This window comes from Bacillus weihaiensis, assembly GCF_001889165.1.
Lineage (GTDB): Bacteria > Bacillota > Bacilli > Bacillales > Bacillaceae > Metabacillus > Metabacillus weihaiensis.
In genome coordinates, this window is the sequence record NZ_CP016020.1 from 311,881 (window position 1) to 337,866 (window position 25,986).

Genomic DNA, 25,986 nt, shown 5'->3' on the forward strand with positions numbered 1-25,986 from the left:
AAAGACAAGGGGGGGAAGTCATATTGGGCTTAAAGGGTATAGTAATTAGTGGTGTTCCATTGTGAACAAAATGGTTTCTGATGGTGATATTAACATAAAAAGGATATAATTTACAGAATGGGAGACTACTTGGTTATATGTCATGATTATTGTGAACAGTGTAGTATTTTATGAAAATAGCCATTGACTTCGCTATCACCTCGGTGCCTGTCACCTCCCGAAATTTCTTGTTTTAAACTATGAGTCAATAGCAGAAACTTCAATTTCTGCTTATAATCACGATTAACTTGGAAGGAGGGATTTAAGAATGCTAAACATTAAGAAAAACGGCGAGTTTCTTCATATTAAAGGTTCTAAATTTATGTATGCTTGGATGACTGTATTTGTTTTTGGTAGTTTGTCCGCATGTATATTTTTAATAGGAGAAGGCTTTTCGTTCCAGTCAAATTATTCTCTTATATACCTAGGCACAGGAATTGCTTTTTTACCATATATGAGCTACTTAGCTATCTGGTTTTTGCCGGGATTTAAGATAGGGAAGATTCTATTTTCAGTCGTTCCAAAAGAAAATGGCATTGTGATATATAAAAATAGAAAAGTCTTAATAAAAGATATTCGAACCATTGATTTAGTGAGAAATCCGTTAAATCTAATTAACGACATTGTTATAGAATCTTTAGACGGCGAAAAATTAAAGATTCGTACATATAACCTTCTTGATGACATAGATTATGACATTGTAGTAGATAGATATATTTATCCCTATTTAACTGAGGATGCACAGGAAGTTTGGAATCGGAAGGTTAATCTTGAAAAGTTGCAGAGAATTGCGAAGTATGAGAGAAGTGGGTGAGAGGACAGATGACTGAAAATTAGAAAGGTGTGGGATTGGAAGCTGGGTCTTAGTGAAGCTATACCACATGGTGTCTTATAGAAGACAGGTATAGAAATTGATCTCGGTGCCTGCCACCTCCCGAAACCTTTTGTTTCACAGATGTTTTACTCCTAAAAGAAGAGGCTGGAAAGGTCAACAAGGGGCTTACAGACGCCCCCTCATCACTCTACCCACCTATTCCTCAACCACAACACTTCTTATATTTCTTTCCACTTCCACACGGACAAGGTTCATTTCGACCAACCTTCTCCGACTTAGCTGGTTTTGAGAATAGGCTAAATAGGTTATTTTTTCCCTCTCTCTGAAGTAGGTCTTCACTTAATTCTTGTTTCCACTCGCTTAGTTTTGGGTGGTCAATCTGATTAATGATGCAGCAAGCATAGAAGTCTTCTTTCAAATTAAGTAAAGAATGGGCATAATTTTCTTTCGTAAAATCCTCTAGTATAGGAATAGCTCTAGTTGAAAGCTGTGAACATAATGCTGATGCGATCAGGGTTTTTATTGTAATATCGGTTACTTTATCAAATTGGCGCAATAACACTTCCTCAGAAAGGGGAGATAATAGCTTGCTTACTACCTCCGTAGCTGAATAGGCGGCAGCACTTTCATCCCCGAAATATTTCTCTACTCCTAGGATGGCTTCATCGGTCCCTATTTTAATAAGTGCAGTTTCATTTTCACGATTTTTTATCATTTTCTTTTTTAAATATAGTAATCGTTTACAAGTCTATTAAGAGTAGACCTTTTAATTATCTAAATATTATAACTTTTTAAAATTTATAAAATAGTATTGTGCTATACCAAAAGATTCACTATAATATGGTCTATTGAATGGACATTTGTCTTTATACAGTGGAATTTTTATTGTGGGTTGTAGTAGAGATTGATTCTATGTATATAAAGTAATTGATAAGAAGAGATGAAGCGGGGGATTAGGATGAAACAGATACTAGATAAATGGAACCAAGTGAGTTTGGTTAAACAAATTGTAATTGGACTCGTAGTCGGAGTGATCTTGGCTCTTACGATTCCGCAAGCGGGACAACCGGTGGCTCTTTTGGGCTCTTTATTTGTAGGGGCTTTAAAGGCTGTTGCGCCAGTTCTAGTCTTATTCTTAGTGATGGCGGCGATTGCTCAACATGAGAGTGGGCAACGGACAAATATGAAGACAATTATTGCTTTGTATCTAATCGGAACATTTTTAGCTGGATTAACAGCTGTTTTAGCTAGTTTTCTTTTCCCTGTAGGATTCACATTAGTTGATAGTCCAGAAGGCTTTACGGCTCCTGGCGGTGTGTCCGAGGTACTACAAACGTTACTTTTAAATGTTGTGGACAATCCTGTTCATGCAATAGCGAATGCAAACTACATTGGTATTCTTGCTTGGGCGCTCCTTCTAGGATTTGCTTTGAGAAGTGCTCCAGCCACGACGAAAACAATGATTTCAAATCTATCTGACGCAATCTCTAAAATTGTGGGTTGGGTAATAAAGTTTGCTCCGCTTGGGATTTTGGGACTTGTCTACGAATCTATATCGACGAATGGGCTTTCAGCACTCGTAAGCTATGGAAAGCTGCTTGGCGTCTTATTAGGCTGCATGGCATTTGTTGCCTTTGTCATAAATCCATTGATTGTGTTTATGACAATCAAACAAAATCCATATCCTCTTGTGTTTAGATGTGTGAAAGAAAGTGGAATTACAGCCTTTTTCACTCGTAGCTCTGCTGCGAATATTCCCGTTAACATGAAGGTGTGCGAAAACCTAGGACTAAATAAAGATAGCTATTCCGTGTCCATACCATTAGGGGCTACCATTAATATGGCGGGTGCAGCTGTAACTATCTCTGTGTTAACTCTTGCTACGGTTCATACGCTAGGGATCGAGGTAGACTTTTTAACAGCGTTGATTCTTAGTGTGTTAGCTGCTGTGTGCGCGTGTGGTGCATCTGGAGTGGCAGGAGGATCCTTATTACTTATTCCTTTAGCCTGTAGCTTGTTCGGCATTCCGAATGAAATTGCTATGCAGGTTGTAGGAGTTGGCTTTATCATTGGCATTTTACAGGATTCCTTTGAAACAGCTCTTAATTCATCAACTGATGCTCTTTTTACAGCAGCAGCGGAGTTTAAAGAATGGCGTAAAGAAGGAAAGGAAATTTACTTACGTAAAATAGGGTAATCTAGTTAACTTTAGATATTGAATGTGAAATAAAAGCCTCGCAATCGTTTTATTATGGATTGTGAGGCTTTTTTATATGGTGGGTTGTGGGCGGGTGCCTGGCACCACCCAAATTTTCTTTTAATAAAAGTAAAGTCGTTTATAAATTAATAGGTTAGCCTTAAAATTTGTAGTTGTTAGTAGGCAGTAGAATAAGTTTCACAGCTTCGGGTATTTCTTTGGATTTTCCCTTTCAGTTGTTCTTAAAAGCTAGTAGAATGTAGTACTATATGACTATTTGGTAGATTGGGATTGAGAGGAGAACGTAGAATGGGGAAGAAAATATTACTAGTAATGCTAACATCGGTTTTTACAGTTCTGTTGATGTTATTCGCCCTTTGGATGCTTGATATTGTCGAACTAAAAGGAGGATCAAAGGTTCAATCGACGCCAATTGTGCAGAAATCAAATAAGCTTGAAGCAGAAAATACGCTTTCTGAGCTTCTTAATGTTGAATACCCACGATTAGGTGACGATATTCAGCAAGCCTATGATTCATTTGGTGAACCTAAGTTTGCATCAGAGGGTGAGCTTGACTTTTATCTACTCAATAAGAAGAAAATCTTTTATGTAAGCTTTGATGAAGCTGGTGGAAGTAATAGGATAGAGTCAATTACCTTCTATGTTAAAGGCGATAAAGAAAAAGTGAAAGAACTGGGAGAGAAGGTCTTACCTGTAAACAGTACTTTTTTCAAAGAGGTTGAGGATGTGGAAGAAGACCGAAATGAGACGTTTCGTTATACGAGTACAGACTATCATACTACTAGCTATTATGAAACGACCGATAGTATGAATCGGTATGCTTTTATCAAAATATCTCATGATGAATCAGATTTATTTGAGGAAAGTGACGTACCAGATTCTTTGCCTACTTACCGTCTAGAGGTCTCATATCTTTCACAAACTGAGTTGAAAGAGATAGGTGAGAAAACGGAAATCGAGCAGGTTAATGAGAATGAGACCATTAAGGTAGATATGTCACAGAGCTTTGATGAGATACAAGCGGATACTCAGCCTTCTGAGAGTAATAATCAGAGTAATGAAGGTTCGTATGGGACTGATTTTAGTGAGGAAGCAATTGGTTTTAATAATGAGAGAATCTTACGTTCAGATTTTTTAGAATTAGCTTCTAAAGGAGAAATAAAAGGCATACACACTTCAATAGGATCAGCTATTGGACCAGTTATTGAAGCGTACCTTGGTCAACCAGATTGGAGAGATGAGGCCGAAGGTGGGTTCACCTTGATGTATCGTGAGTGCCAATGTGGCTTAGGGGTCGGCTATGACTATGAAGAATATCCAGAAACGCTTATTAGTTCCTTTGTATTGCCGATTAAATTGAGCTATGATCAAATTATTACCTATTTGGGTCAGCCCGATGAAGAAGGCTACAGCGAAGTGGACACCGGATATTACCTCTTTTACAACCGTGGTGAACACCAACTATTCATTGAAAGCAATGAACCAGAATTTGATGGAGTGTTGGACTGGGTGGTAGTGAGATAGACCAAAGAGGGTGCCTGTCACCACTCAGAAATCTTGTTTCACAATGTTCCACATTTGAAAGAAGAGACTAAAAGTGGTGTTTTTTTCATTTTGTACCTCGTTTTTTTTTGGTAGAGGTTTTAAATAGGTCAAGAGTGAAGCCTTATTTCGATAGGCTTTTGGAGAGCTCACAATTTGTCTCCCGTCTTTATTAGAACTGGGAGGGGAATTCTACTATATACTGATTCTAAATAGGACTGGAATATGTTTAATGAACTATTTCATTTTTTGTGAAAATAAATGTTTTTTATTGTAAAGTTTTATCAATTATCGTTTTTATTGTATTATTAAATAGGATAGGATATATATAATAAATTTTTGATACATGTAAGGAGCAAACGGTATGAAAATTACAATCGCTGGTACAGGTTATGTGGGGTTATCTAACGCTGTTTTACTGGCCCAACATAACGAAGTAATTGCGTTAGATATTGTTCAAGAAAAAGTGGACATGATTAACAATAAAAAATCACCTATTATAGATCGTGAAATTGAAGAATTCTTAGCTACAAAAGAGCTGAACTTAAAGGCGACTACTGATAATGAAGAGGCATTTAAAGACGCTGAGTTTGTTGTCATTTCTACTCCAACAAACTATGATCCGGACAAGAATTATTTTAATACAAGTTCGGTTGAAACAGTGATCGAGAATGTTCTTTCTATTAATCCGAATGCGGTCATGGTCATTAAATCGACAGTTCCAGTAGGTTATACAAAATCAGTTTGCGAAAAATATGATACAACTAATATCATTTTCTCTCCAGAGTTTTTGCGTGAAGGAAAGGCACTATATGATAACTTACATCCATCACGTGTCATTGTTGGAGAACAATCTGAGAGAGCAAAAGTTTTTGCCGATTTGTTAGTGCAAGGGGCAATTAAGGAAGAGATTGACGTGTTATTCACTAACTCAACAGAAGCAGAGGCTATAAAATTATTTGCTAATACGTACTTAGCGATGCGTGTGGCATTCTTTAATGAATTGGATTCATATGCAGAAGTACGTGGGTTAAATACGAAACAAATAATCGATGGTGTCGGATTAGATCCACGTATAGGAACACATTATAATAATCCATCATTCGGTTATGGTGGCTATTGTTTGCCTAAGGACACAAAGCAGCTGTTAGCGAACTATGCTGATGTACCTAACAATATTATGGGCGCGATTGTTGATGCAAACAGAACCCGAAAAGATCATATTGCAGATATGATTCTGAAACGTAATCCAAAAGTAGTTGGGATTTTTAGACTAACAATGAAAATGGATTCTGATAACTTTAGACAATCTGCTATCCAAGGTGTAATGAAGCGAATTAAAGCTGAGGGAGTAGAAGTAGTCGTTTACGAACCAGCTTTTACTGAGAAAGAATTTTACAACTCAAAAGTAATCAATGACTTTGAAGAATTCAAAAAAATCTCTGATGTTATCGTTGCAAATCGTCTATCAGACGAGCTAAAAGATGTGAGTGATAAAGTATACACAAGAGACCTGTTTAGCAGGGATTAATATCAGTGGTGCCTGTCACCATCTGAACCATCTTGTTTCACTGCTTTAACATGTTCCACAAAAAATCCGTTACGCGCAAATGGCGTAACGGATTTTTTTAGTTTGTAGTAAGAGCTACAGCTGATTGGTCTTTAGGTAGTTGTGCTTGTGAAGGAGTCCTTGATTCACTATTTTCCTAATTGGGATGGCAGCATTTGTATGGATTGATTTAACGCGTCTAGCTTGCTTTCGATTCGGTTAAGTAAGTAAAGGGTAACAACGATCGGAAAGCCAACCTCACTTACAACGTTTAGCCATTGCTCCATTGATGGTTTTCACATCCTTTTTGAAAAAATAATTAAAGAGAAAGAAGAGGGCTGGCACTTTGCACATGTTCTACAAATTGTGCGGTGCAGCCCCCTATTTTTAGCCTAGTTTAATGTCCGTTACATTACGTTCAACGATTCGTGCGCTTTTTTTTGCGACAAAGTCACCGCCTGTTGTTGTAAACACGTTATTTGTAATAATCGTGTCCATTGCAGCAACTAGTGCTGCTTGGTCTACAGGTTCGATGGGTGATTCAATGTTTATTTTAGCTGTTTTTCCTTCTGCATTTAAGAATAAAAGTTCCAATGTTTTGGCCATGTGTGCCCCTCCTTTCTATGGATCTTCTTTGATCGTTACGCTAAAAGTTGATTAGAGTTGTTACGTTCAACTGTTGCTAACGTTTGTGTTTGTAAGCTTGCAATTGCTTGAGCCACTTGAAGTAGTTCATCTGCAGTTGATGTGATTTTTACGTTGTTGTAGTTTTTACTTTTGAAAATGGTTTCGCCTTTTTCATCAACACCTGCTTCGTACATTAATCTCAACTGTGAATCGAGAAGCACTTGATTTGCCATGTTATCACCTCCCTTCACCTTTTATATAGGGTGGATTGAGGGGAGGGGTAGCGAAAGTGAACAACATTTTTTTCGTAGTTAGTAGTGGTGCTATTGAAGAGTTTTGTAGAATCCCACTTTTTTGAATCTAGACGCGACGAGCTTGATGCGTGATAATGGTGTTATTGAGAATCTTACTTAGGTTTGATGCAAATGAAAATTTGATATAGATTAAGAGTAATAGAAAAGAAAGGTTGGTTGTTACGTGATTGATCTACATTGCCATATTCTTGGCGGAATGGATGACGGGGCTCGAGATATAGAGGCTTCAATGGACATGGCGAGGCATGCTGCGAGTGAGGGGATAACGAAGATTATTGCTACGCCGCATCATAAGAACGGAAAATATGATAACGTTGCAGAGTCTATTAAAAGCAAGGTTGATGAATTAAATACAAGGATACAAGAGGAGAACCTTGACCTTGAAATTCTACCTGGTCAAGAACCGCGAATTTACGGAGAATTGCTAGAGGATTATAATCAAGGTGAAATTCTTACTTTGGCGAATTCTACCTATTTGTTTGTTGAGTTACCGTCAAACCATGTGCCGAGGTATACGAGACAGCTGTTGTTTGATATTCAGCTAGCTGGTTTGTCACCAGTTATTGTGCATCCCGAACGAAACTCGGAAATTATGGAGAATCCAGATATCTTGTTCAAGCTTGTTGAAAAAGGTGCGGCAACACAGGTCACTGCTTCAAGTGTGACGGGACACTTCGGAAAGAAAATTAAGAATTATTCTTTGCAATTAATTGAGTCTGGTCAGGCCCATTTTATCGCATCTGATGCTCATAATCTATCAGGTCGATCGTTCCGATTGAGTGAGGCATACGATGTGATCCGTAAAGAATTCGGTAGTGATATGGTTTATATGTTCCAGGAAAATGCTCAGCTCGTTGTAGAAGGTAACACGATTTATCGTCAGCCACCGCAACAAATAAAAAGGAAGAAATTTTTGGGGATTTTTTAAGTAGATAAACAATACAAATAATACAAACAACAACAGTCTAATTAGTTTAAAGAAAAGGCCCCAAAATATTGGGGCCTTTACTTATGGTTTCAGGTTTCAGGTGCCGGTTTCAGGTGCCAGTCCCCCGGTACGTTAATGCGTTAATTATGTGGGGGCCTGGCCCCACCAGATATGGCCCCACCAGAAAAATGGTAATAATGACGATTTAGGTTGACGATTTACAGAATATTTTATATAGTAGACAAGGTAAAAAGTAATAGTTACGATTTGTGAATGCGGGTTTTCAGGATTTACTTACATAATAGTTCGTTTTAAATCGTAATGATTACTGTTCTAGTTCGTTGTTGAGAAAAGTGAAAGAAAAGGGTTACACAGTATGTTCCACCCTTTATAAGAGGAGAAAGAGACATGTTTAAGAAGCCTATTTATCTAGCAATATTTTCTATTCTTCTGCTTCTGTTTGTTACGGCTTGTAGTAATCAGGGTCAGGAGAGTACAGGTGAAAGTAACGACAGTGTAAAAAAGCAGCTTACTTTATTATTTAGTTTTGGTTCGACAACACTTGATCCACATCAGGATTGGATGGGAGTTCGAGCTGGGATTGCGGAGACGCTTGTGAAGCTTGATGAGGGTTTATCGATTCAGCCTTGGTTAGCGGAATCTTGGGAGCAGGTGGATGAGAAGACATGGAGCTTCAAAATTCGTGAAGGTGTTACGTTCCACGATGGTACTCCGGTTGATGGAGAAGCAGTAAAGGCTTCTTTTGAAAGATTAGTAGAAAATAATGAGGCAATGGCGTCAACACTGAAAATTGAATCAATAGAAGCGAAGGAACAGGAAGTAACGTTTGTTACTCAGGAAGTGTATCCTGCTTTTCTTTCGGAGCTTGTTCATACAAATGCGGCTGTGATTAAGGCGGATGCAGAGAATATTGCTGAACGTCCAATTGCGACTGGACCGTTTCAGGTTGCTGACTTTACACCAGAATCTGAGGCTGTGTTAGAGAAGTATCCTGATTATTGGGATGGCGAAGCAAAGATTGATGAGGTAATCGTTAAATTTAATGAAGATGGAAATGTGCGTGCACTTGCACTTCAATCTGGAGAGGCAGATATCGCGTATCATCTACCTTCAGAGTCTTTAGAGCCAATTGAAGCCGATGAACAATTACGTGTTGAATCAGTGCCAAGCTTGCGTACACATTTTCTTCTTTATCAGCAAAAAAATCCTGTACTGCAGGATGTGAATGTACGAAAGGCTCTTGATTTAATGATTGATCGTGAAGTTGTTGTAAATGATATAATGAACGGTCATGCAACGGCTGCAAATGGGCCGTTTAACGCTGATTTTGCTTTTGCAGACGGTGCCCAAGCTTCAGAGTACGACCCAGCACAAGCGGAAGAGCTTTTGAAAAAAGCAGGCTATGAGAAAAATGCAGAAGGAACCTTGATGAAGGATGGTAAGGCTCTAACCTTAACATTAGCAACCTATCAAGGTAGACCTGAGCTACCGTTAATGGCGCAATATTTTCAATCCGAAGCTGCGAAGCTAGGTATCTCTGTTGAAATTGTAACAGCTGAGAATATTGATAGCTTCCTATGGGAGCAGCCAGATAACTGGGATATCGTAACTTACTCGAATTTAACAGCACCACGCGGAGATGGTGGTTATTTCTTAAATGTAGCGTATCTTCCTGAAGGGTCGTTAAATCCTGGCTCCATTAACATAGGAGAGCTAAATGATGTAACGAAAAAATTAAATGGTACGGCTGACGCTGATGAAAGAATCTCCCTTCAAAAGCAGGCTGTTCAAATTATCCAAGAGGAAGTACCACAATCATTTATGGTTCACCCTCACATAATTGTAGGAGTTAATGAACGTGTAACGAACTGGAGTCCTGGTTCGGAGGAATACTATTTAATTACAAATAAAATGGATGTAACACAATAAATATGGTGAAAGAATCTTTGGATTCTTTCACCTTTATTGTCGTTTTAGGAAACTTTTTAAAAGCAAAATGTGAGGTGAGAAGGATGAAAAATGTAGGATCAATGCTTGTTTCGAGGCTTATTCAATTAGTGTTTATTATTTTTGTTTTATCATTTGTCACCTTTGTCCTGATGAAGGTTGCCCCAGGTGATCCCATTCGTAGTGTGTTAAAGGTGGACGATGTGATTTCAACGACGGAGGATGAGCAAAGGGTGAGAGAGGAGCTTGGTTTTGATGAGCCACTTCTTTCTCAATATGGAAGCTGGCTTCTAGGGGTTATGAGGCTGGATTTAGGTGAATCAATCATTGCGAAAAAACCTGTTTTCGATTTATTGATGAGCAGATTACCAGCCACATTTTCGCTTGCAGCTGGAGGCATGATTGTCCTATTTTTCATCTCTGTACCACTAGGAATTCTAGGTGCCATCTACGAAGGGAGATGGCCAGATTACATTAGTAGAGGATTCGCATTACTAGGTGCATCGATGCCGAGTTTTTGGCTGGGCTTGCTTTTCATGTATCTTTTTTCATATAAATTAGGGTTACTTCCTGTTATGGGAAAAGGAACGCTCGCACATTTTGTCTTGCCTTCGGTCACGCTAGGAATTGTGATGGCCCCAATGTATATTCGCTTGTTGCGTGAACGATTGGTTGCGACTTTACAAAGTCCCTATATTGAGTCTGCGAAGGCAAGAGGATTAAGTAGCAAGCGCGTTCTCCTTTTTCATGCGCTTCGAGGGAGCTTTATCCCTTTTGTGACGATGTTTGGTTTGAGTGTTGGAAGCCTACTTGGAGGAGTTATGGTTATTGAGATTTTATTCTCATGGCCAGGAATGGGAGAACTGATGGTGGATTCGGTAATGAATCGAGATTATCCCCTTATTCAAGGCTATATTTTGTTAATTGGATGTTTTGTTGTGATAACGAATTTAATCGTGGACTTCCTTTACCAATGGCTGAATCCACAAATACGTTCTGGGAAGGAGGCAGGATCATGGCAACAGCAGCAGTAGAAAAATCAATCAAAATTGTTCGGCAACCAGCGTTGGTGTTTGGAATGATTTTAGCTGCATTTATTGTAGCACTAATTCTAGTAGCGCCAGTATTTATTCCTCACGATCCTTTTCTAGTGGAGATGGGGAATCGGTTGCAGCCTGCTTCTTTAACTCATTGGCTTGGAACAGATCAGATGGGACGAGACGTATTTGCACGCATCGTTTATGGCGGAAAATTAACGATTGGTTTAGGTTTACTAACGGTTTTTACGGCGGTGTTAATTGGGGTTCCAATTGGTATTTTTTCAGGATATGTAGGTGGCAAAATTGATGCGATATTAATGAGAATCGTGGATGGATTTTTATCATTACCGGATTTTATTCTAGCTATCGCAATTGCAGGAATACTTGGACCAAATATCACGAATGTAGTGATTGCGATGGTGTTTGTTAGATGGATTGTGTATGCACGTGTGGTCCGTGGACTGGTCTTAGCAGAAAAGGAAAAAGAATATATTCTTGTTTCAAAAATATCCCATTCAAGTTCGTTTAAAACGATTCGCATGCATCTTCTCCCTCATATTATGCCCGATATCATTGTGATGGCAGCGATTGATGTTGGGAAAGTGATTTTACTCATTTCTGCGTTTTCTTTTATTGGACTCGGTGCACAACCACCTATCCCAGAATGGGGAGCGATGTTAAATGATGGGCGAAGCTTTTTTCAAGTGGTTCCTTCCCTGATGATTTATCCGGGACTAGCGATCATGCTGACGGTTTTATGCTGTAACTTAATCGGAGATGGATTAAAAGGCTATTTTGATATACGAAAAAGGAGGGCTGAAAATTGAAAAGCATCTTACTGACTATGGAACATGTTCACATTAAGGATTCAGCTTCTCAGCACGGACTTGTGAAGGATCTAAACCTTGTTATTGAAAAAGGGGAGATGGTCGGCTTAATTGGTCAAAGTGGAAGTGGTAAAAGCTTAACATCTCGATCTATTATGGGACTACTTGCGCCTAATTTAGAAGTGTCTGGTACGATTAGGTTTCAAGAAAAAGATCTTCTTACATTAAGTGCAAAAGAGCATCAAGGGCTGCTCGGTCATGAGATTGCGATGATTTTTCAGGATTACCGTGGCAGTTTTACTCCTTTTATCAAAATAGGAAAGCAAATGATTGAAACCATTCGCACCCATCGACAGGTATCGAAGAAGGTGGCGAAAGAAATATCGTTGCAGGTACTTAAGGAAATGGGTTTAGACTCTGAACGTGTATTTCGAAGCTATTCTTTTCAACTAAGCGGCGGTCAAGTTCAACGAGCAGCAATCGCCATGGCGTTAGCATTAAAGCCATCCCTACTAATTTGTGATGAGGTCACCACTGCACTTGATGCCAAAAACGGTGAAAAGGTGTTGGACTACGTTGACTATCTTCGCAAAACAACCGGCTGTGCAGTCCTCATGATCACGCATGACCTTGAAGAGGCGTACACGAGAGCGGACCGTCTTTATGTGATGAGTGACGGAGAGATTGTGAAGGAAGAGTTCGTGAGCCAGGGGGATAGACCCCGTGGCTATGGGTTGAGTGGAGTGCGGGTTTCGGGTCAGGATTTGAATCAGTGGGATAGGTCTGGTGGCTATGGGTTGAGTGAGGCTCAGGCTTTTGTTGGCCAGGGGGACAGACCCCGTGACTCATATCTAACTGGGATTGAGAAGAGGGATGAGAGGTCTGTCCCTCCGTCCCACTTGGTCATTAGAAATCTCACAAAGTCGTATTCTCGCAATGTGCACGCTCTAGATAGGTTCTCATTAGAGATTAAGGATGGAGAGTGTGTGGGGTTAGTTGGTGAGAGCGGAAGTGGGAAAAGTACTGTTGCTAAAATTCTTTTAGGGCTGGAGCATTATTCGGAGGGTACGATTTTGTTTAATGGAAAACCAGCTGTCCCTAAGGATCCTGCTTTACTACGAGAGTATCGAAAACAGGTTCAAATGATTTTCCAGGATGCGAATAGTACGTTAAATCCTAAGCTTCCTATCTGGAAGAGCTTATTGGAGCCACTAGATAATTTTAAGGAAGTGAACCCTTCTTTTCTTAAGAGAGAAAGTCAAACGAAAAAAGAGATGGCAGAGACTTTACTTGAGATGGTGGGTTTAGATAAACGCTATGTTGATTCGTATCCAGGTGAATTGAGCGGGGGACAGAAGCAGCGTGTTTCCATTGCAAGGGCACTCAGTCTTGAACCAGCTCTTCTTGTTTGTGATGAACCTACGGCAAGTCTTGATATGACTACTCAGATTCAAATCCTTGATTTATTAAAGGATGTACAGAGAAAAACGAAGATGATGATTTTATTTATCTCTCATGATAAGTGGGCGGTTGATTACCTGTGTGATCGGGTTGTGATGATGCCCGGTGAGGAGAGCTGGGGTGAGGGGTCTGACCCCTTGACCCAGTTAGAATGGAGCGAAATAAGTGAAAAAGAACATAGTTTTTAGTCAAAGGGAATTTATGGTGCTGGCGATTCCTCTGATTATCTCGGGGATTTCGACGCCAATTTTAGGAGCGGTGGATACTGCTGTGATTGGAAGAATTCCTGATCCAGCGTCGATTGGTGGAGTTGCGATTGGCGCTGTTATTTTTAATACGCTGTACTGGCTTTTAGGGTTTTTGCGAGTCAGTACAAGTGGATTTACTGCACAGGCTGAGGGAGCAAATAATCAAACGGAGGTTCTTCTTTCATTCTTACGTCCGATGGTATTAGCAATTTTATTTGGTTTGATATTTGTTCTCTTTCAAAAGCCAATCCTAGCTGCTGCTTTCCTTTTGCTTGGGGGAGGAGAAGCTGTGCAGAGCTATGCGGCAACCTATTTTTCTATACGAATTTGGAGTGCCCCTTTTATTCTAGCAAGCTATGTCATTATTGGATGGCTCATTGGGTTAGGAAAAGTAAAACTGGCACTCGTTACACAGGTTGTGATGAACGTCATGAATATCGTTTTAGATGTCCTTTTTGTGATGGGCTTTGGAATGGGTGTTGAAGGTGTTGCACTTGCAACTTTAATTGCTGAAATCTCTGGAGTTAGTTTAGGGATGTTGCTTATATATTGGAAGGATAAAGAAAAGTTCTCGAAAGTAGATATGAAATTACTACTTGAGGCGGGAACACTTGTAAAGATGATGAAGGTGAACCGTGACTTATTCCTCCGAACAGTGTGTCTATTGGCGATGACAGGTATTTTTACCTCAATGGGTGCAAGTATGGGGGAAGTGACCTTAGCAGCAAACGCCATTTTACTTCAAATTCAGTATATCATGGCTTACTTTTTTAGCGGATTTGCCAATGCATCAAGTATTGTTGTTGGTAGAGCAATAGGGGGAAAGCAGTATCCGCTTTATCGAAGGGCCTATCTTTTATCTGGTCAATGGGGCTTACTATCAGCGATCCTTTTAGCACTTTTAATCTTTACTTTCGGTGAAACGATTGTGTCCTTTTTCGCTGTGAATGAAGAGGTAAGAGGGATGGCTAACTCCTTGCTAGGCTGGATGCTCCTCTTTCCACTCGTTGGATTTTGGGGACTGCAGCTTGAGGGGATTTTTGCTGGTGCAACAGAAGCGAAGCCTGTCCGAGATTCAATTGTCTTAGCATTGATCATCTTTCTAGCAGTTCTTTGGTTCTTTGTACCTGTGATGCAGAACCACGGAATATGGTTAGCGTTTATTTTGTTTAGCTTCTCAAGATCGTTCTTTTTGTCAGTATTTATCCCAAGGGTTGGCAAGGGAAAGTTTTAAGTGAGGCGACTTTTGGTGCCTATCAGCCCTCTGTTTTTGTCGAACCATCCACATTAATTGGTTATTTTTTCTATAATGATGGTAAAAGCTTATCATAAATTGTAAAATATTTCTTAGATGAGTAAGAATGTACCTTTATATAGATAGGAAGATTGAGATAATGAAGTGTAGCAGATGTAATCAGATGGATAGTCTGGCTCATTTTATGCATGTAGACCGCAACCGGAATTTGTTGACAGAGAGTGAGTTGACAGCGTATCTAATTCTTCATCCAGAGGATCAACATATAAAGTTTAAGAAGATCATTTTGTGTGGAATGTGTTACGAGACATTGAAAAATAAAGAAACGACATCACGAGTGACTACTAAAGCAACTACGACAACCACGGCTGTTAAATCGAAACCCCGCTCTCATTTGAATACCTCTAGTACTCAAAGTATGAATACGAAAACGAAGAAAGCTAAGGTGGAAAATTACTATATCTGTCCGTTTTGTAATACGGCTAACGAACCTTTACGAAATACTTGTAAAGGGTGCGACCGAATTTTGTTTAGTACAGAATATGAAACGAAACGTGTTTCAAGTCGTTCGCTTTCTACCTCCAAATCTCAAAAGCGGTTTAAGGTCATGGAGCTCTTTGTTTTTGTCGGTGTAATCCTTTTAGTAAGTTTTTTAGTTTATAAGGGTGTTACGGGGCGAATAGGTAATGAGGCTGTTTTAAAAAACAGTTCGGTAAGTTCTGTAGTTGAACCGAATATTTTAGCGTCTGAAAAACAAGCTACGTTGATGTTAGCTGATGGTTCCTCTTATACGGGAGATGTTGTAAAAGGTGTGCCCCATGGAAAAGGGAAGATGAAGTGGGCTGATGGAACGACCTATGTCGGGGACTTTATAGATGGGAAAATGACTGGAACAGGGACATACCAATGGAAAACGGGACAGCGTTATACGGGGCAAGTTGTGGACGGAAAACCACATGGAGAAGGAACCTTATATCGAGAAGATGGATCAACTTATTCTGGACAGTGGATAAACGGGGAGATGATGTAGCACTGTAGGTGCCTGTCACTACCCGTTTTTTAGATGAACCCCTACACCACACCAGAGTAGGGGAATAAAAGGTTTAGAGTGCTTGAAAGTACTTGGCGCTGTCGATCATGGCTGTGCAGTCAAGATAGTTGGTATCTTTAAGGTCAATTTCGAAGATGAAGTCTTTTTGGCCAATATAAGGTTTAACCATATTCCAGTTGATTTTTCCTTTTCCTAAAGGTAAGGAATCGTGCTTACGTCCATTTGAGTCCACAAGGTGAAAATAGTGAGCGTATTGATGTAGAGCTTCAAGGTGTTGCTCTAAGGCGATGTTACTTCCACTTAGTGCAATGAAGGAATGACTAATGTCAATGTTTAGAGCAAGGTTCAAAGGGTGAACGATTTCAGACAATAAGTATGGATTTTGAGCGGAGAAAATACCGTTTATTGTATCTTCCCACAGAAATACTTGTTTAGAATAGCTTAGAATTTCTTCTATTCTCTTCCTTGTTTCCTGTCTTTTCATTTTTTCATGGTACCTGCTACTAGCAGATTGCATGTAATGACAGTGAATGACACATTTGATGTTTTCCTGTTTACATATGTCAAAAAGAATTCTACAAGACCAATCATAAAAGTCTCGCATGTGGGGATCAGAGCTAATAATATCGAGATACACACCTTTATGTTTCATTGGATGATGGAGATAGACGCGAGTTCCTGATTTTTGGATCATACGTATGGTTGATATGATTTTGTCAGGATGGTCTAAATCTGATTCTACTAAATGTAGTTCAATGATTTCCGGACGATAGTGGAGTCGATCTTGGAGCTGCTCTTTGTTTAATGCAGCTTTCAGACGAATATTTTCGATAAAAACCACTCCTAAAAAACGAATTATACCTTATTGTTAACGTATCGTATTTGAATAGAGAAGATGCTTGTTTTCAACGATTCTTATTATATTTTTAACATTTTGTTTGGTATAGTGAGAGCAGCTAGTACGTAGGGGAGGATTATATATGCTGAAGGCTAAAGCGACGCCTAATTTTGCTGGAATAACATTAAGTGGAGATCGTGATGATTTCGAGGGAGTATATGAGGCGCTTCATAAGATTGTTGGAGAAGAAGGGGAATATGAACATGTAAGAGGAAGTCGTTTAAGGGTCTTAGGTGTGTGTTATGATATCCGTCATGCGATGATGGGAAACAGAGAAATTGAGCTCGTTGATAACGGAATGGACCCAGATAAAATGAAATGGTTCTCTACAATTACAAGTGAGAAAAATGTATATATGAGTGTGAACCTTTTATGGCCTGAGATTTTATTTGTCATGATGGCGTTAAATGATTTTACAAAATTATATGCTACAAAAGAATCCAAGAAAAGCTACCAGCCTTTTGAGGATTATCGAGTGATATGGGATCAATCTTTGATTCAGGTACGATTATTTCAATCCGTTATTGCAGAGTGCTTAAAGGAAACGGTAACTGACGCTGCTTATAGTCGTACGTTGAAAACGATGAACGGCTCCTATTTTGAAACCTCCCACTATAAAGATCAATACGTGGATATGTTAAATCTTCGTTTCATTGAAATGGACAGTGAAAAGCGAAAGAAGAATATCACGATCATGGCGAAACGATTGGCTGAGAAAGGAACAGAATACCAAACCCTCGAAAGAAAAATCGAACAGGTAGCTGAAAAACACGGATGCTCAGTTGATGAAGTCCGTTTTAGTCAGGAATATCCTGAGGAGATAGATTGGTGATGAGTGCCTGTCACCACCTGGAATTGCTCGACTTATGTCCGAGAGGTGGCTGTTCTCTTCAAGGGAGAGAATAGTGTATGAAGAAAAAACTGCCTCGTTTTTGCATGATGTTTGGAGCGATAATGGGTGTGGTGTTGGATTTGGATTTGTTCAAGTGAACAAGGGAAAGGTTGAGAGAGCTGTAGTCGAGTATTTACTGACTGTGGTAATGGTTGATGATGAGGAAATTCCTTCAGCAGGGCTTTTATAGCAAATTTCCAAGGAGATAGTAAGTGGGTGGGCAGTGTGAAAGGAATGAATGATACGAAGATGTCCTACTATTATCGATCAAATGGGGGAGAATATGTGGAACAAAAGACGCCTCATTCAGTGGGTTAAACGAGAACCTACTGAATGAAGGCGTTATTTTTATAGGGGGGATAAAAGATTATTCTTTTATTTTAATAAACTCCAACATTATCCCAAGCTGTTTTTACGGCATTATACGTAGTGCTTCCGCTACCGTAAAGGTCTGCAGCTGATTGAAGAAGGGCTGCGCGCGCATAGCTAAAGTTACTTGTTGGTGTTAAGTAGACTGTAAGAGCACGGTAGTAGATTTTTTCTGCTTTTGCTTTTCCAATACTATTGATCGTATAGTAGGCTGCTTTGTTTGGAATTCCGCTATTAATGTGAACGCCGCCGTTATCAGAAGTTGTGTTCACGTATTGGTTCATGTGCTCAGGCTGATTATATAGAGTTGGGTTAGATAGGCTTCGTAAGGCATCACCAGATTTATTAGGCGTATACACGTCCTCACCCATTAAGTAATCTTGAGGATCAAGGAAATAGCCGAAAACATCTGAGAATGATTCATTTAAAGCACCAGATTGATTACGGTATTCAAGGCCTGCTGAACGTTCTGTGACAGCATGTGTTAATTCATGCGCGATAATATCTAGCGCACCTGATAATGGACCAAATGTAACGCCATCACCATCACCGTAAACCATTTGCGATCCGTTCCAGAACGCATTGTTGTAGTTACTTCCATAGTGTACAGTCGAGCGAATTGTAGCGCCATTGTTGTCAAAGCTATTACGGTTATGTGTGTTTTTGAAGTAGTCGTACACTTGTCCAGCGTAATAATGAGCGTCTACTTCTGCACCTTGTGAGGTAGCAGTCCAAGCATTGTTGCTATCAGTTGAGTAAGAACCAGGATAAGTTGAACGGTTTTGTGCCGTAAAGGTTTCGATGACCCCATTCATCGGCTTTGTCACGTCATAAAGGTAATAGGTGCCACCTGAAGAGTACGTATTTAATGTTTTCGTATCTCCAAGTACCCCTTTTCCTGATCCGGTTGTTGCTGCATCATTAACAGCATTGTAAGAATCGATGATTGATCCATCTTGTGCATTGACGAAGACTTGCCAGTTTGCACCGTATGGTTCAATAAATTGCAGCTGCACTTTGTAGGCAAGAGTATAAACACCATTTTCTTCATGAATCACAAGGTCTTTTTTAACGGATGTGTTTTGAACGCTATCCTTTGCAACGATCGGTTGTTGCTCCTTTGAGTTGGTGCGTGTTTCTTCTTCTGATACATCAATGTGTTTCCAAGATAGATCAACTGCTTTTTGTTCAGAAATTTTAGCACTCGTCGACTTTACCTTAGCGGAAGCATCTGAATAGAGTGTTCCCGCTGTAGTTGTCACTTCATTGTTTTCATCTGTATGGACAGTGAAAATCGCTCCTTCAACTGGGACATTTTTGACTACTTGTGCAAACGTATAGTGTGTCATTCCAAGCTCATCCGTTGTTTTTTCGAGTAACTTCAACTCTTTCGCAGAATCAATTTTAAATAGTTCTTTATTTTCCTTTAAAAATGCTTTTACTTCCTTTTCTGTTTTGATTTTGGTTTTTGAGAGTTTACCTGATAAAAAGGATGGTACTTGCTGCTCTTTTTCAACTAGTTTTTGTTCTAGCTGCATACTGTCCATGATCTTTTCCGATGGGGTTTGGGCAAAAGAAGAGGTTGGTAATAATGTGCTGAATGCTAAAGAGGTACCAAGTGCAAGTGTTGCTAGTTTTTTTGAATTTGACATGTTTTAATCCCCTTTTTACTAGATTTTAGAACTAGCTAATTCTACTAACCACGTGTTAATCATAGTTTAATAGAGTGGTTATTTTCCGGCAAAGTCGGTTTGGAGGCTTGTTTTATGCTGGCTTGTTACTAGAGTAGATTAAAGCTAGAGAGGCTTGCTAGTTTAGATAAATATATAATTTTCCGCATAATTCGTGTGCAATATGAACTAGAGAGTTCGAACTATAGAAGATGTAATAAAAGATGTGGTAATGTGGAAATAACTATTTGAAAATTTCGAAAGATAAAAGGGGGAGCTTGGTGATGTATGAACCTGTTGAAATTGGTCATGTGATTAAGGGGCTTCGAAAGTCAATGAATCTTAGCCAGCAGCAGTTAGCAGAGGGTATTTGCACGCAAGCTCAAATAAGTAAAATTGAGAATTCAAATGAAATTCCCTCCTCGCTTATTTTGTACAAGCTATCTAGAAAGCTTGGCGTTGACATGAATTACTTTTTTGAAATAGCTGAAACACCAAGGCTCGATTATGTGCGAGATGTATATAAGATGATTCGTTTTTATATTCGGGAACGTGATTATGAATCCGTGTCTACGATTGTTAAGCAGGAAAAAAAGAATCCGCTTTTTCAAACTGTGGAGCACAAGCAATTTTTGCTATGGCATGAAGGGGTGTGCGAGTTCTATTTATATGGAAACAAGCAGCTCAGTATGGCGAAAATTAACGAGGCATTGTTTATGACTTATAAAGATGATCGTTCTTCAATGAAGGAAAGAGAGATTGAGATAGGAAATAGCTTGGCGATTTTGTATAAGGAACGAGAGAAGTATGAGCAGGCTTTGGGGCTGTATACTAAATTGTTGCAAAGTATAAAGAATTTAGATGGATTAAAGGATGAATCGATTCAATTGCGAATCTATTATGGAATTGCAAAGGCCTATACAGATATTAGGGAGTATCAGAAGTCATTGTATTTTGTTAATAAAGGGATTCAGATTGCGATGAAGCTTGAAACGATGTACTTATTAGGAGAGTTATATTTCCAATGTGGGTCAAATCATTATCGGTTGGGCGACGTGGTAAATGGAGATAAGTATGTGAGAAAGAGCCGTACACTATTTGAGCTCCAAGGAAAAGTAGAAATGGTGAATGTAGTGGATGAATTGAAGAGAGAGCTTGAGGAACAACGCCTATTTAAGAAGAGTATGTAATGTTACATGTCTGACCGGTGGAATTTGATTAATGATGAAAGTGAAATTATGCACAAACTTTGCCAGTTATTGTCGGGAATATTCCAATTATTATATTTTAGTAGGAAAATAGTAAAAAAGAAGAGGATGTGTAGATTTTAATAAGTACAGTCATTCGAGAAGCCTTCTACAAGGAGAAAAGTATTTCGTTATACTAAATCTATAGCAAAATTCTATTATCAAAAGGAGGCCATACCCATGAAAAAAACAATCCTAAACGGTATTTTAGCCATTGCCCTTATCCTATCTACAGTATCTTTCCTACAAGCTGCTCCAGTTGAAGTTGCTGCCCCACTATTTGGAGACTTACCTGATCAGCATTAATAATGGTGGGTGGTGACTTTATTGGTGCCTGTCACCGCCCGAACATTGTCGAATGTAAAAACAGCCAGCCTCGCAAATTGATGAGGCTGGCTGTTTTTTTGCTTTTAACTTAATATGAGTTTGATAGAACGGGTTGACGTTTGTTCATACTACTTGCTTGGTCAAAAAATGTATATTTCTTTTCTATATAAATTTGGTGCCAGATCATAAAGATAAGAACTGTCCAAATTTTACGGCTGTAGTCAGCTTTGTCGTTACAATGGTCTTTTAGAAGATTAAGGACAACATCTTTATTCAGTAAATAATCTGTTTCACTTTCGTTGATGATGTTTAGTGCCCAATCATGCATTTCGTTTTTTAACCAGTGTCTGATTGGTACAGGAAATCCTAATTTTTTCCGAGTTAATACGTGATCAGGGACAATACCTTCTGCTGCTTTTCGCAGAATATATTTTGTCGTATTATGTGCAGTTTTGTGTTGGGTGCTAATTTTAGAAGCAATCTTAAAGACTTCTTTATCTAAGAAAGGAACGCGTAATTCGAGTGAATTAGCCATTGTCATTTTGTCTGCTTTTAATAGAATATCGCCTCTTAACCACGTATGAATATCAATGTATTGCATACGCTCTACCGGGGCGTAGCTACCTGTTTTTTCATAGAATGGATTGGTGATATCCAAGTGATGCAGGTCTGGCTTGTACCACTTGTAAAGAGCTTCTTTCTCACTTTCGCTAAACATCTTAGCATTCCCAATATACCGTTTTTCCATTGGCGTACATCCACGTTCAATGAAGCTTTTCCCTTTAACTCCCTCTGGTACTACTGCTGCTACTTTATGTAGTAGATTTTTGAGGGAACGTGGAATTTTGTTAAAGACGGCTAGATCCTCTGGCTCGCGATATATGTTATAGCCACCAAATAATTCGTCTGCACCTTCACCGGATAAAACAACTGTTACATGCTTTCTTGCCTCGCGCGCTACAAAATATAATGGAATAGCAGCAGGATCTGCAAGTGGATCATCTAAGTGCCAAACAATTTTAGGCAGCTCCTTCATATATTCTTCAGGAGAGATTAAGTAGCTAATGTTTTCTAGATTGAGCTTATCGGCAGTTTCCTTTGCTACATCAATTTCACTAAATCCATTTTGTTCAAAGCCTACAGAAAATGTCTTAATTTGTGGATTGATCTGTTTTGCTAGAGAAACGACCAATGAAGAATCTATTCCGCCTGATAAGAAGGAGCCAACAGGGACATCGCTTCTCATATGGACCTTTACAGAATCAATTAATACTTCACGAATTTCTTTTACTAGTTGATCTTCTGTAGTTGTGACAGGTTGAAAGGATGCCTGCCAATATTTATTAATTTTCATGCTTTCTCCCGGTTTTTTCGTAAAATAATGACCAGGTAAAAGTTTATGAATTCCATCTGACATGGTTAGTGGTTCAGGTACGTATTGATAGGTTAAATAGTGCTGTAGGGCTTCAGAATTGATCATGTCATTTTTCATAGCTAATGTAATGCTCTTCTTTTCTGAAGCAAAGTATGTTCGTTCCTTGTCTTGCTTATAAAAGAAAGGCTTGATCCCAAAATGATCGCGGGCACCAAATAATTGTTCTTCTTGCTTGTCCCAAATGAGAAATGCAAACATGCCGCGGAGTTTTTCAGGTGTTTTTTCCTTGTATTCGCTATACATAGCAAGTATTACTTCTGTATCAGAATGTGTTTGGAATGTATAACCTTGGTGAGTCAACTCATTACGTAGTTCAATGTGATTATAAATTTCACCGTTAAAAATAATCCAATAACGGGAATTCTCATAGGAAAGGGGCTGATGTCCGCTCTCAATATCAATAATGCTTAACCGTCGGAAACCAAAGCTTATGTGTGCATCATAAAAAAAACCCGAATCATCGGGACCTCTATGATGGATAATTGTATTCATATCCTCAAACTGTTGTGTAAATTCATGTGACTTATTCCCGTTCATCTCGTGCATACATCCAATAAACCCGCACATGAATGTCACCTCCCTGTAATCGATTTACTACCATTGTACTAATCGTAACACAAGACAATAAATTACATAATACCCAGGGGAGTTCCAAATTTGATGAATTTTGTTTTTTTTTGGTGCATTTTTGGTGCCAGTCACCACCTGGAAATTGTCGAAAGAAAGCTATTGCAGAGAGGAGTTTCGACAAAAAGCGGGAAGTGACATGTTGATCATTCTACACAGCTTTCTTCTCGATATAAACGAATCCACTGATGAAGAAGAGCAGGAATCCCCCTAGTATTGCATAGATGATGGATTCAAAGGAGATGAAGAAGCCTCCCCAAGGACCGTCGTCTTTTGGTATCATCGTTAGGAAAGGTTGCACCCATGGATAGTAAGGGGCGTAGGTTTCTGAGTTTGCAACCATGATGTTTGGAAGTGTTAAGACAACGTTTAGGGCAAGTGGTGCTGCAAAGCTCGACCATGCCATAGATATGAGTAGTAGAAGCGCCGTTAACGGTAGAGTTGCTATCCACCCACCTACAATACTTTTCCATATTATCAAAAATGGAATGCTATCTGAATATCCCTTTATCACCCCAACTAATAGCCATCCAGAGGTGAAAACTAATTGATTAAGGGCAATGAGCAACATAACTAGGAAGAACTTGGATAGATATACATGGCGACGTTTCACAGGTAAACTTAGTAACTGCTTCCATCCCCCATTTTTATGTTCAAATCGGCATATAAAGCTTGTGAAAACACCGATGAGTAACGGTAAGAATAACAAAGTATGCATCGGGGTCATAATGAGTAAAGTCATAGTCCAAGCGTTCACCCCTGGCTCGATGGGTGGGTTTGCTGCTAATGCGATGGCACTTGCTAAAAATGGACTAATAAAAAGCAGTAGCCAAATTTTAGTTTTTCGTAATTTAATGATCTCAGAAGAAACTAAGCTCCAAAACATTTATTTCACATCCCTTTTTTCAAAATCAAACATGCCTGCAAGTAGGATGAATACACCTACTAGTAGTCCAATGCTTGCGTACCAAAACGGTTCTTGGTCTCCATAAAGCAGCGGCCACTTCCACAATACCCAATCAGGTGCATAGTAGGTGAACATTGAAAATACTGCACCACATATACCAATTGTTAAAGAGGTCGCCTGATTATCAAACGTCACCGATAACCATAGTTGAAGAGCGACTATAGGCATCCCGGCAAACAGGGGAAAGTAGCTATTTTTAACAATTTCCCAAAATGGAATTGGCTCGTATTCTACGAATCCGAGCCCTACTCCTAGTGATATTGTTCCTAAGAAAAGGAAGCTGCAAGAGATTAAGAGCATAAGCGTTATAACGAAAAATTTTGATGAAAACACAATTCTTCGCTTAACAGGTAAACTTAAAAGCTGCTTCCATGCACTTTGGTGATGCTCGATTGATGCAATTTGCGAGGCTAAAATCGTCATTCCAAGTAGAAGGGCAGGAGGGACAAACATGTTAATATTTAATAATAAGTCCAGCCAAACGTGCTTACTTCCTTCTATTAAATAGTCATAACGTAATCCATAGTTCACCATCTGTAAGGAAAGGACACCAAATGGGCCAAGAAACACGAGAAACCAAAACCATTTACGCTTTACTTTTAGGAGGTCAGCTTGAAAAACCGCTAGCATTTTTTAGTCCTCCCTCACTTGTTAAGTCTAAGAATATATCTTCTAGTGATTTTCGCTTTTCTTCGACTCGGTAAACACTCTGGCCACCGTTGATCAAGGTTTCAACCATTTTAGCGACTTGAACATCTGTTGTCTCGTTTGTAAGTAGGTATTCTTCACTCATTTGAGTTACTATCCCTTTTGATAAAAGAAGAGTCTTAGCTTTTTCTGGTTGGTCCACTTTTATTGATATTTCTGCCTTTGCTTTGTTTCGAAGGTTATCTATCGAATCCTGAAAAATCATCGTGCCATTTGTGATAATGCCAACCTCTGTCGCCATTTGGTCAATTTCACTTAATAGGTGACTTGAGATCAAGATCGTGACCCCATACTTTTGGGGCATACTTTTAATTAAATCACGAATTTCATGAATCCCCGAAGGATCAAGTCCATTTGTGGGTTCATCTAAAATAAGAAGCTCTGGGTTACCAAGTAAGGCAGAAGCAATTCCCAGTCGCTGTTTCATTCCTAAAGAATAGCCTTTTACGGCTCTATTAGCATCCTTCGTGAGTCTGACAATACTCAAAACTTCATCAATTCTGCTTTTAGGAACTTTTAAGATTTTTCTGAGAGCCTCTAAATTTTCTCGCGCTGTTAAATGACCATAATAGGAGGGGGATTCCACTAGAGATCCGATCTTTTTGAGCGCTTGTAAGTGGCTTGATTTTACTCTTTCTCCGAACAATTCCATGTAACCATCAGTGGGCTTTGTTAACCCGAGTAACATACGAATGGTTGTCGTTTTACCAGCACCATTTGGGCCAAGGAACCCGTATATTTCCCCATGATTAATTTTAAGATTTACTCCATTAACCACTGTTCTCCCTTTAAAACGTTTAGTCAAATTAGTCGTTTGAATAATTTCCTTCATTTTCCTCACCTCAGCATCTATCATACCTAGATCAATTTAAAAGGAAGTGGTGGTTTTGTTTAAAATTTGTTTAAAAAGGGGGAGGAGGTGCCAGTCCCCCGGCGCTTTAAAG

General features: G+C 39.2%; 25 protein-coding genes. 15 read left to right on the forward strand and 10 right to left on the reverse strand.

The window, feature by feature from the left end; translation table 11 throughout:
- The first annotated feature begins 307 nt into the window (after positions 1-307).
- On the forward strand, positions 308-853 hold the full coding sequence (locus tag A9C19_RS01460) for a DUF5381 family protein (protein ID WP_199445806.1): 546 nt from the start codon (positions 308-310) through the stop codon (positions 851-853).
- A gap of 223 nt (positions 854-1,076) precedes the next feature.
- Here the strand turns inward: A9C19_RS01460 and A9C19_RS01465 are convergent, their stop codons facing one another.
- The gene (locus A9C19_RS01465) at positions 1,077-1,589 is read right to left on the reverse strand and encodes a YecA family protein (protein WP_072578307.1); all 513 of its coding nucleotides are present in this window, start codon (positions 1,587-1,589) and stop codon (positions 1,077-1,079) included.
- A 243-nt stretch (positions 1,590-1,832) separates the two neighbouring features.
- On the opposite strand from A9C19_RS01465, the gene sstT reads away from it, so the two are divergent.
- The 3 genes from sstT (at position 1,833) to A9C19_RS01480 (ending at position 6,165) form a co-directional block, all read left to right on the forward strand.
- Complete coding sequence (gene sstT / locus A9C19_RS01470) at positions 1,833-3,071, forward strand: serine/threonine transporter SstT (RefSeq protein WP_072578308.1); 1,239 nt, start codon at positions 1,833-1,835, stop codon at positions 3,069-3,071.
- A gap of 309 nt (positions 3,072-3,380) precedes the next feature.
- A complete protein-coding gene (locus A9C19_RS01475) occupies positions 3,381-4,616 on the forward strand; it encodes a hypothetical protein (protein ID WP_072578309.1) in 1,236 nt (411 codons plus the stop codon).
- Positions 4,617-4,998: 382 nt separating this feature from the next.
- Positions 4,999-6,165, forward strand: coding sequence for a nucleotide sugar dehydrogenase (locus A9C19_RS01480; protein WP_072578310.1), 1,167 nt, complete (start codon positions 4,999-5,001; stop codon positions 6,163-6,165).
- Positions 6,166-6,332: 167 nt separating this feature from the next.
- Here A9C19_RS01480 and A9C19_RS01485 read toward each other — a convergent pair whose 3' ends face one another.
- From A9C19_RS01485 to A9C19_RS01495, 3 genes are all read right to left on the reverse strand, one after another.
- Positions 6,333-6,470, reverse strand: a complete 138-nt coding sequence (locus tag A9C19_RS01485; RefSeq protein ID WP_072578311.1) for a YvrJ family protein — start codon at positions 6,468-6,470, stop codon at positions 6,333-6,335.
- Between the two features lie 100 nt (positions 6,471-6,570).
- Positions 6,571-6,789 carry a DUF2922 domain-containing protein gene (locus tag A9C19_RS01490; RefSeq protein ID WP_072578312.1) on the reverse strand — a complete coding sequence of 73 codons (219 nt, stop codon included), beginning with the start codon at positions 6,787-6,789 and terminating at the stop codon, positions 6,571-6,573.
- Positions 6,790-6,824: 35 nt separating this feature from the next.
- A complete protein-coding gene (locus A9C19_RS01495; protein ID WP_072578313.1) occupies positions 6,825-7,043 on the reverse strand; it encodes a DUF1659 domain-containing protein in 219 nt (72 codons plus the stop codon).
- Between the two features lie 244 nt (positions 7,044-7,287).
- Between A9C19_RS01495 and A9C19_RS01500 the strand changes: the two genes are divergently transcribed.
- The 7 genes from A9C19_RS01500 (at position 7,288) to A9C19_RS21120 (ending at position 15,881) form a co-directional block, all read left to right on the forward strand.
- Positions 7,288-8,052: a tyrosine-protein phosphatase gene (locus A9C19_RS01500; RefSeq protein ID WP_072578314.1), complete on the forward strand. Its 765-nt coding sequence runs from the start codon at positions 7,288-7,290 to the stop codon at positions 8,050-8,052.
- A 408-nt stretch (positions 8,053-8,460) separates the two neighbouring features.
- Positions 8,461-10,002 carry a nickel ABC transporter substrate-binding protein gene (gene nikA, locus A9C19_RS01505; protein ID WP_072578315.1) on the forward strand — a complete coding sequence of 514 codons (1,542 nt, stop codon included), beginning with the start codon at positions 8,461-8,463 and terminating at the stop codon, positions 10,000-10,002.
- 83 nt (positions 10,003-10,085) lie between these two features.
- A complete protein-coding gene (nikB, locus tag A9C19_RS01510; RefSeq protein ID WP_072581695.1) occupies positions 10,086-11,054 on the forward strand; it encodes a nickel ABC transporter permease in 969 nt (322 codons plus the stop codon).
- Entirely contained in the window at positions 11,036-11,887 is an 852-nt protein-coding gene (gene nikC, locus A9C19_RS01515) for a nickel transporter permease (RefSeq protein ID WP_072578316.1), read from the forward strand. Before nikB ends, nikC begins: the two co-directional genes overlap by 19 nt.
- Entirely contained in the window at positions 11,884-13,536 is a 1,653-nt protein-coding gene (locus A9C19_RS22175) for an ABC transporter ATP-binding protein (protein WP_072578317.1), read from the forward strand. The genes nikC and A9C19_RS22175 overlap by 4 nt, the downstream gene beginning before the upstream one ends.
- Positions 13,514-14,830: an MATE family efflux transporter gene (locus A9C19_RS01525; protein WP_233499225.1), complete on the forward strand. Its 1,317-nt coding sequence runs from the start codon at positions 13,514-13,516 to the stop codon at positions 14,828-14,830. Before A9C19_RS22175 ends, A9C19_RS01525 begins: the two co-directional genes overlap by 23 nt.
- A 160-nt stretch (positions 14,831-14,990) precedes the next feature.
- A complete protein-coding gene (locus A9C19_RS21120) occupies positions 14,991-15,881 on the forward strand; it encodes an MORN repeat-containing protein (RefSeq protein WP_158515039.1) in 891 nt (296 codons plus the stop codon).
- A gap of 73 nt (positions 15,882-15,954) precedes the next feature.
- Here the strand turns inward: A9C19_RS21120 and A9C19_RS01535 are convergent, their stop codons facing one another.
- Positions 15,955-16,743: a TIM barrel protein gene (locus tag A9C19_RS01535; protein WP_158515040.1), complete on the reverse strand. Its 789-nt coding sequence runs from the start codon at positions 16,741-16,743 to the stop codon at positions 15,955-15,957.
- A 139-nt stretch (positions 16,744-16,882) separates the two neighbouring features.
- Between A9C19_RS01535 and A9C19_RS01540 the strand changes: the two genes are divergently transcribed.
- Together A9C19_RS01540 and A9C19_RS21630 are read left to right on the forward strand one after the other, a co-directional pair.
- A complete protein-coding gene (locus A9C19_RS01540) occupies positions 16,883-17,632 on the forward strand; it encodes a DUF6904 family protein (RefSeq protein ID WP_072578319.1) in 750 nt (249 codons plus the stop codon).
- A 73-nt stretch (positions 17,633-17,705) separates the two neighbouring features.
- Positions 17,706-17,882 carry a hypothetical protein gene (locus tag A9C19_RS21630; protein WP_158515041.1) on the forward strand — a complete coding sequence of 59 codons (177 nt, stop codon included), beginning with the start codon at positions 17,706-17,708 and terminating at the stop codon, positions 17,880-17,882.
- Between the two features lie 190 nt (positions 17,883-18,072).
- Here the strand turns inward: A9C19_RS21630 and A9C19_RS01545 are convergent, their stop codons facing one another.
- Positions 18,073-19,713 (reverse strand): M4 family metallopeptidase, encoded by a 1,641-nt coding sequence (locus A9C19_RS01545; RefSeq protein ID WP_072578320.1) that lies wholly within the window; start codon positions 19,711-19,713, stop codon positions 18,073-18,075.
- 302 nt (positions 19,714-20,015) lie between these two features.
- On the opposite strand from A9C19_RS01545, the gene A9C19_RS01550 reads away from it, so the two are divergent.
- Together A9C19_RS01550 and A9C19_RS22410 are read left to right on the forward strand one after the other, a co-directional pair.
- Positions 20,016-20,921 carry a helix-turn-helix domain-containing protein gene (locus A9C19_RS01550; protein WP_072578321.1) on the forward strand — a complete coding sequence of 302 codons (906 nt, stop codon included), beginning with the start codon at positions 20,016-20,018 and terminating at the stop codon, positions 20,919-20,921.
- Between the two features lie 237 nt (positions 20,922-21,158).
- Positions 21,159-21,284 (forward strand): hypothetical protein, encoded by a 126-nt coding sequence (locus tag A9C19_RS22410; RefSeq protein WP_267888741.1) that lies wholly within the window; start codon positions 21,159-21,161, stop codon positions 21,282-21,284.
- A 109-nt stretch (positions 21,285-21,393) separates the two neighbouring features.
- On the opposite strand, the gene asnB is transcribed toward A9C19_RS22410, so the two are convergent.
- The 4 genes from asnB to A9C19_RS01570 form a co-directional block, all read right to left on the reverse strand.
- On the reverse strand, positions 21,394-23,307 hold the full coding sequence (gene asnB, locus A9C19_RS01555; RefSeq protein WP_072578322.1) for an asparagine synthase (glutamine-hydrolyzing): 1,914 nt from the start codon (positions 23,305-23,307) through the stop codon (positions 21,394-21,396).
- A gap of 211 nt (positions 23,308-23,518) precedes the next feature.
- The gene (locus A9C19_RS01560; protein WP_072578323.1) at positions 23,519-24,253 is read right to left on the reverse strand and encodes an ABC transporter permease; all 735 of its coding nucleotides are present in this window, start codon (positions 24,251-24,253) and stop codon (positions 23,519-23,521) included.
- Positions 24,254-24,964 (reverse strand): ABC transporter permease, encoded by a 711-nt coding sequence (locus tag A9C19_RS01565; protein ID WP_072578324.1) that lies wholly within the window; start codon positions 24,962-24,964, stop codon positions 24,254-24,256.
- Positions 24,942-25,874 carry an ABC transporter ATP-binding protein gene (locus A9C19_RS01570; RefSeq protein WP_072578325.1) on the reverse strand — a complete coding sequence of 311 codons (933 nt, stop codon included), beginning with the start codon at positions 25,872-25,874 and terminating at the stop codon, positions 24,942-24,944. Before A9C19_RS01570 ends, A9C19_RS01565 begins: the two co-directional genes overlap by 23 nt.
- Between the last annotated feature and the right edge of the window lie 112 nt (positions 25,875-25,986).

Excerpts from the sequence above, each read along its gene's own strand:
- A9C19_RS01460 (WP_199445806.1), top strand. The coding sequence starts at position 308 with ATGCTAAACATTAAGAAAAACGGCGAGTTTCTTCATATTAAAGGTTCT.
- A9C19_RS01465 (WP_072578307.1), bottom strand. The coding sequence starts at position 1,589 with ATGATAAAAAATCGTGAAAATGAAACTGCACTTATTAAAATAGGGACC.
- sstT (WP_072578308.1), top strand. The coding sequence starts at position 1,833 with ATGAAACAGATACTAGATAAATGGAACCAAGTGAGTTTGGTTAAACAA.
- A9C19_RS01475 (WP_072578309.1), top strand. The coding sequence starts at position 3,381 with ATGGGGAAGAAAATATTACTAGTAATGCTAACATCGGTTTTTACAGTT.
- A9C19_RS01480 (WP_072578310.1), top strand. The coding sequence starts at position 4,999 with ATGAAAATTACAATCGCTGGTACAGGTTATGTGGGGTTATCTAACGCT.
- A9C19_RS01485 (WP_072578311.1), bottom strand. The coding sequence starts at position 6,470 with ATGGAGCAATGGCTAAACGTTGTAAGTGAGGTTGGCTTTCCGATCGTT.
- A9C19_RS01490 (WP_072578312.1), bottom strand. The coding sequence starts at position 6,789 with ATGGCCAAAACATTGGAACTTTTATTCTTAAATGCAGAAGGAAAAACA.
- A9C19_RS01495 (WP_072578313.1), bottom strand. The coding sequence starts at position 7,043 with ATGGCAAATCAAGTGCTTCTCGATTCACAGTTGAGATTAATGTACGAA.
- nikA (WP_072578315.1), top strand. The coding sequence starts at position 8,461 with ATGTTTAAGAAGCCTATTTATCTAGCAATATTTTCTATTCTTCTGCTT.
- nikB (WP_072581695.1), top strand. The coding sequence starts at position 10,086 with ATGAAAAATGTAGGATCAATGCTTGTTTCGAGGCTTATTCAATTAGTG.
- nikC (WP_072578316.1), top strand. The coding sequence starts at position 11,036 with ATGGCAACAGCAGCAGTAGAAAAATCAATCAAAATTGTTCGGCAACCA.
- A9C19_RS21120 (WP_158515039.1), top strand. The coding sequence starts at position 14,991 with ATGAAGTGTAGCAGATGTAATCAGATGGATAGTCTGGCTCATTTTATG.
- A9C19_RS01540 (WP_072578319.1), top strand. The coding sequence starts at position 16,883 with ATGCTGAAGGCTAAAGCGACGCCTAATTTTGCTGGAATAACATTAAGT.
- A9C19_RS01545 (WP_072578320.1), bottom strand. The coding sequence starts at position 19,713 with ATGTCAAATTCAAAAAAACTAGCAACACTTGCACTTGGTACCTCTTTA.
- A9C19_RS01550 (WP_072578321.1), top strand. The coding sequence starts at position 20,016 with ATGTATGAACCTGTTGAAATTGGTCATGTGATTAAGGGGCTTCGAAAG.
- A9C19_RS22410 (WP_267888741.1), top strand. The coding sequence starts at position 21,159 with ATGAAAAAAACAATCCTAAACGGTATTTTAGCCATTGCCCTTATCCTA.
- asnB (WP_072578322.1), bottom strand. The coding sequence starts at position 23,307 with ATGTGCGGGTTTATTGGATGTATGCACGAGATGAACGGGAATAAGTCA.
- A9C19_RS01560 (WP_072578323.1), bottom strand. The coding sequence starts at position 24,253 with ATGTTTTGGAGCTTAGTTTCTTCTGAGATCATTAAATTACGAAAAACT.
- A9C19_RS01565 (WP_072578324.1), bottom strand. The coding sequence starts at position 24,964 with ATGCTAGCGGTTTTTCAAGCTGACCTCCTAAAAGTAAAGCGTAAATGG.
- A9C19_RS01570 (WP_072578325.1), bottom strand. The coding sequence starts at position 25,874 with ATGAAGGAAATTATTCAAACGACTAATTTGACTAAACGTTTTAAAGGG.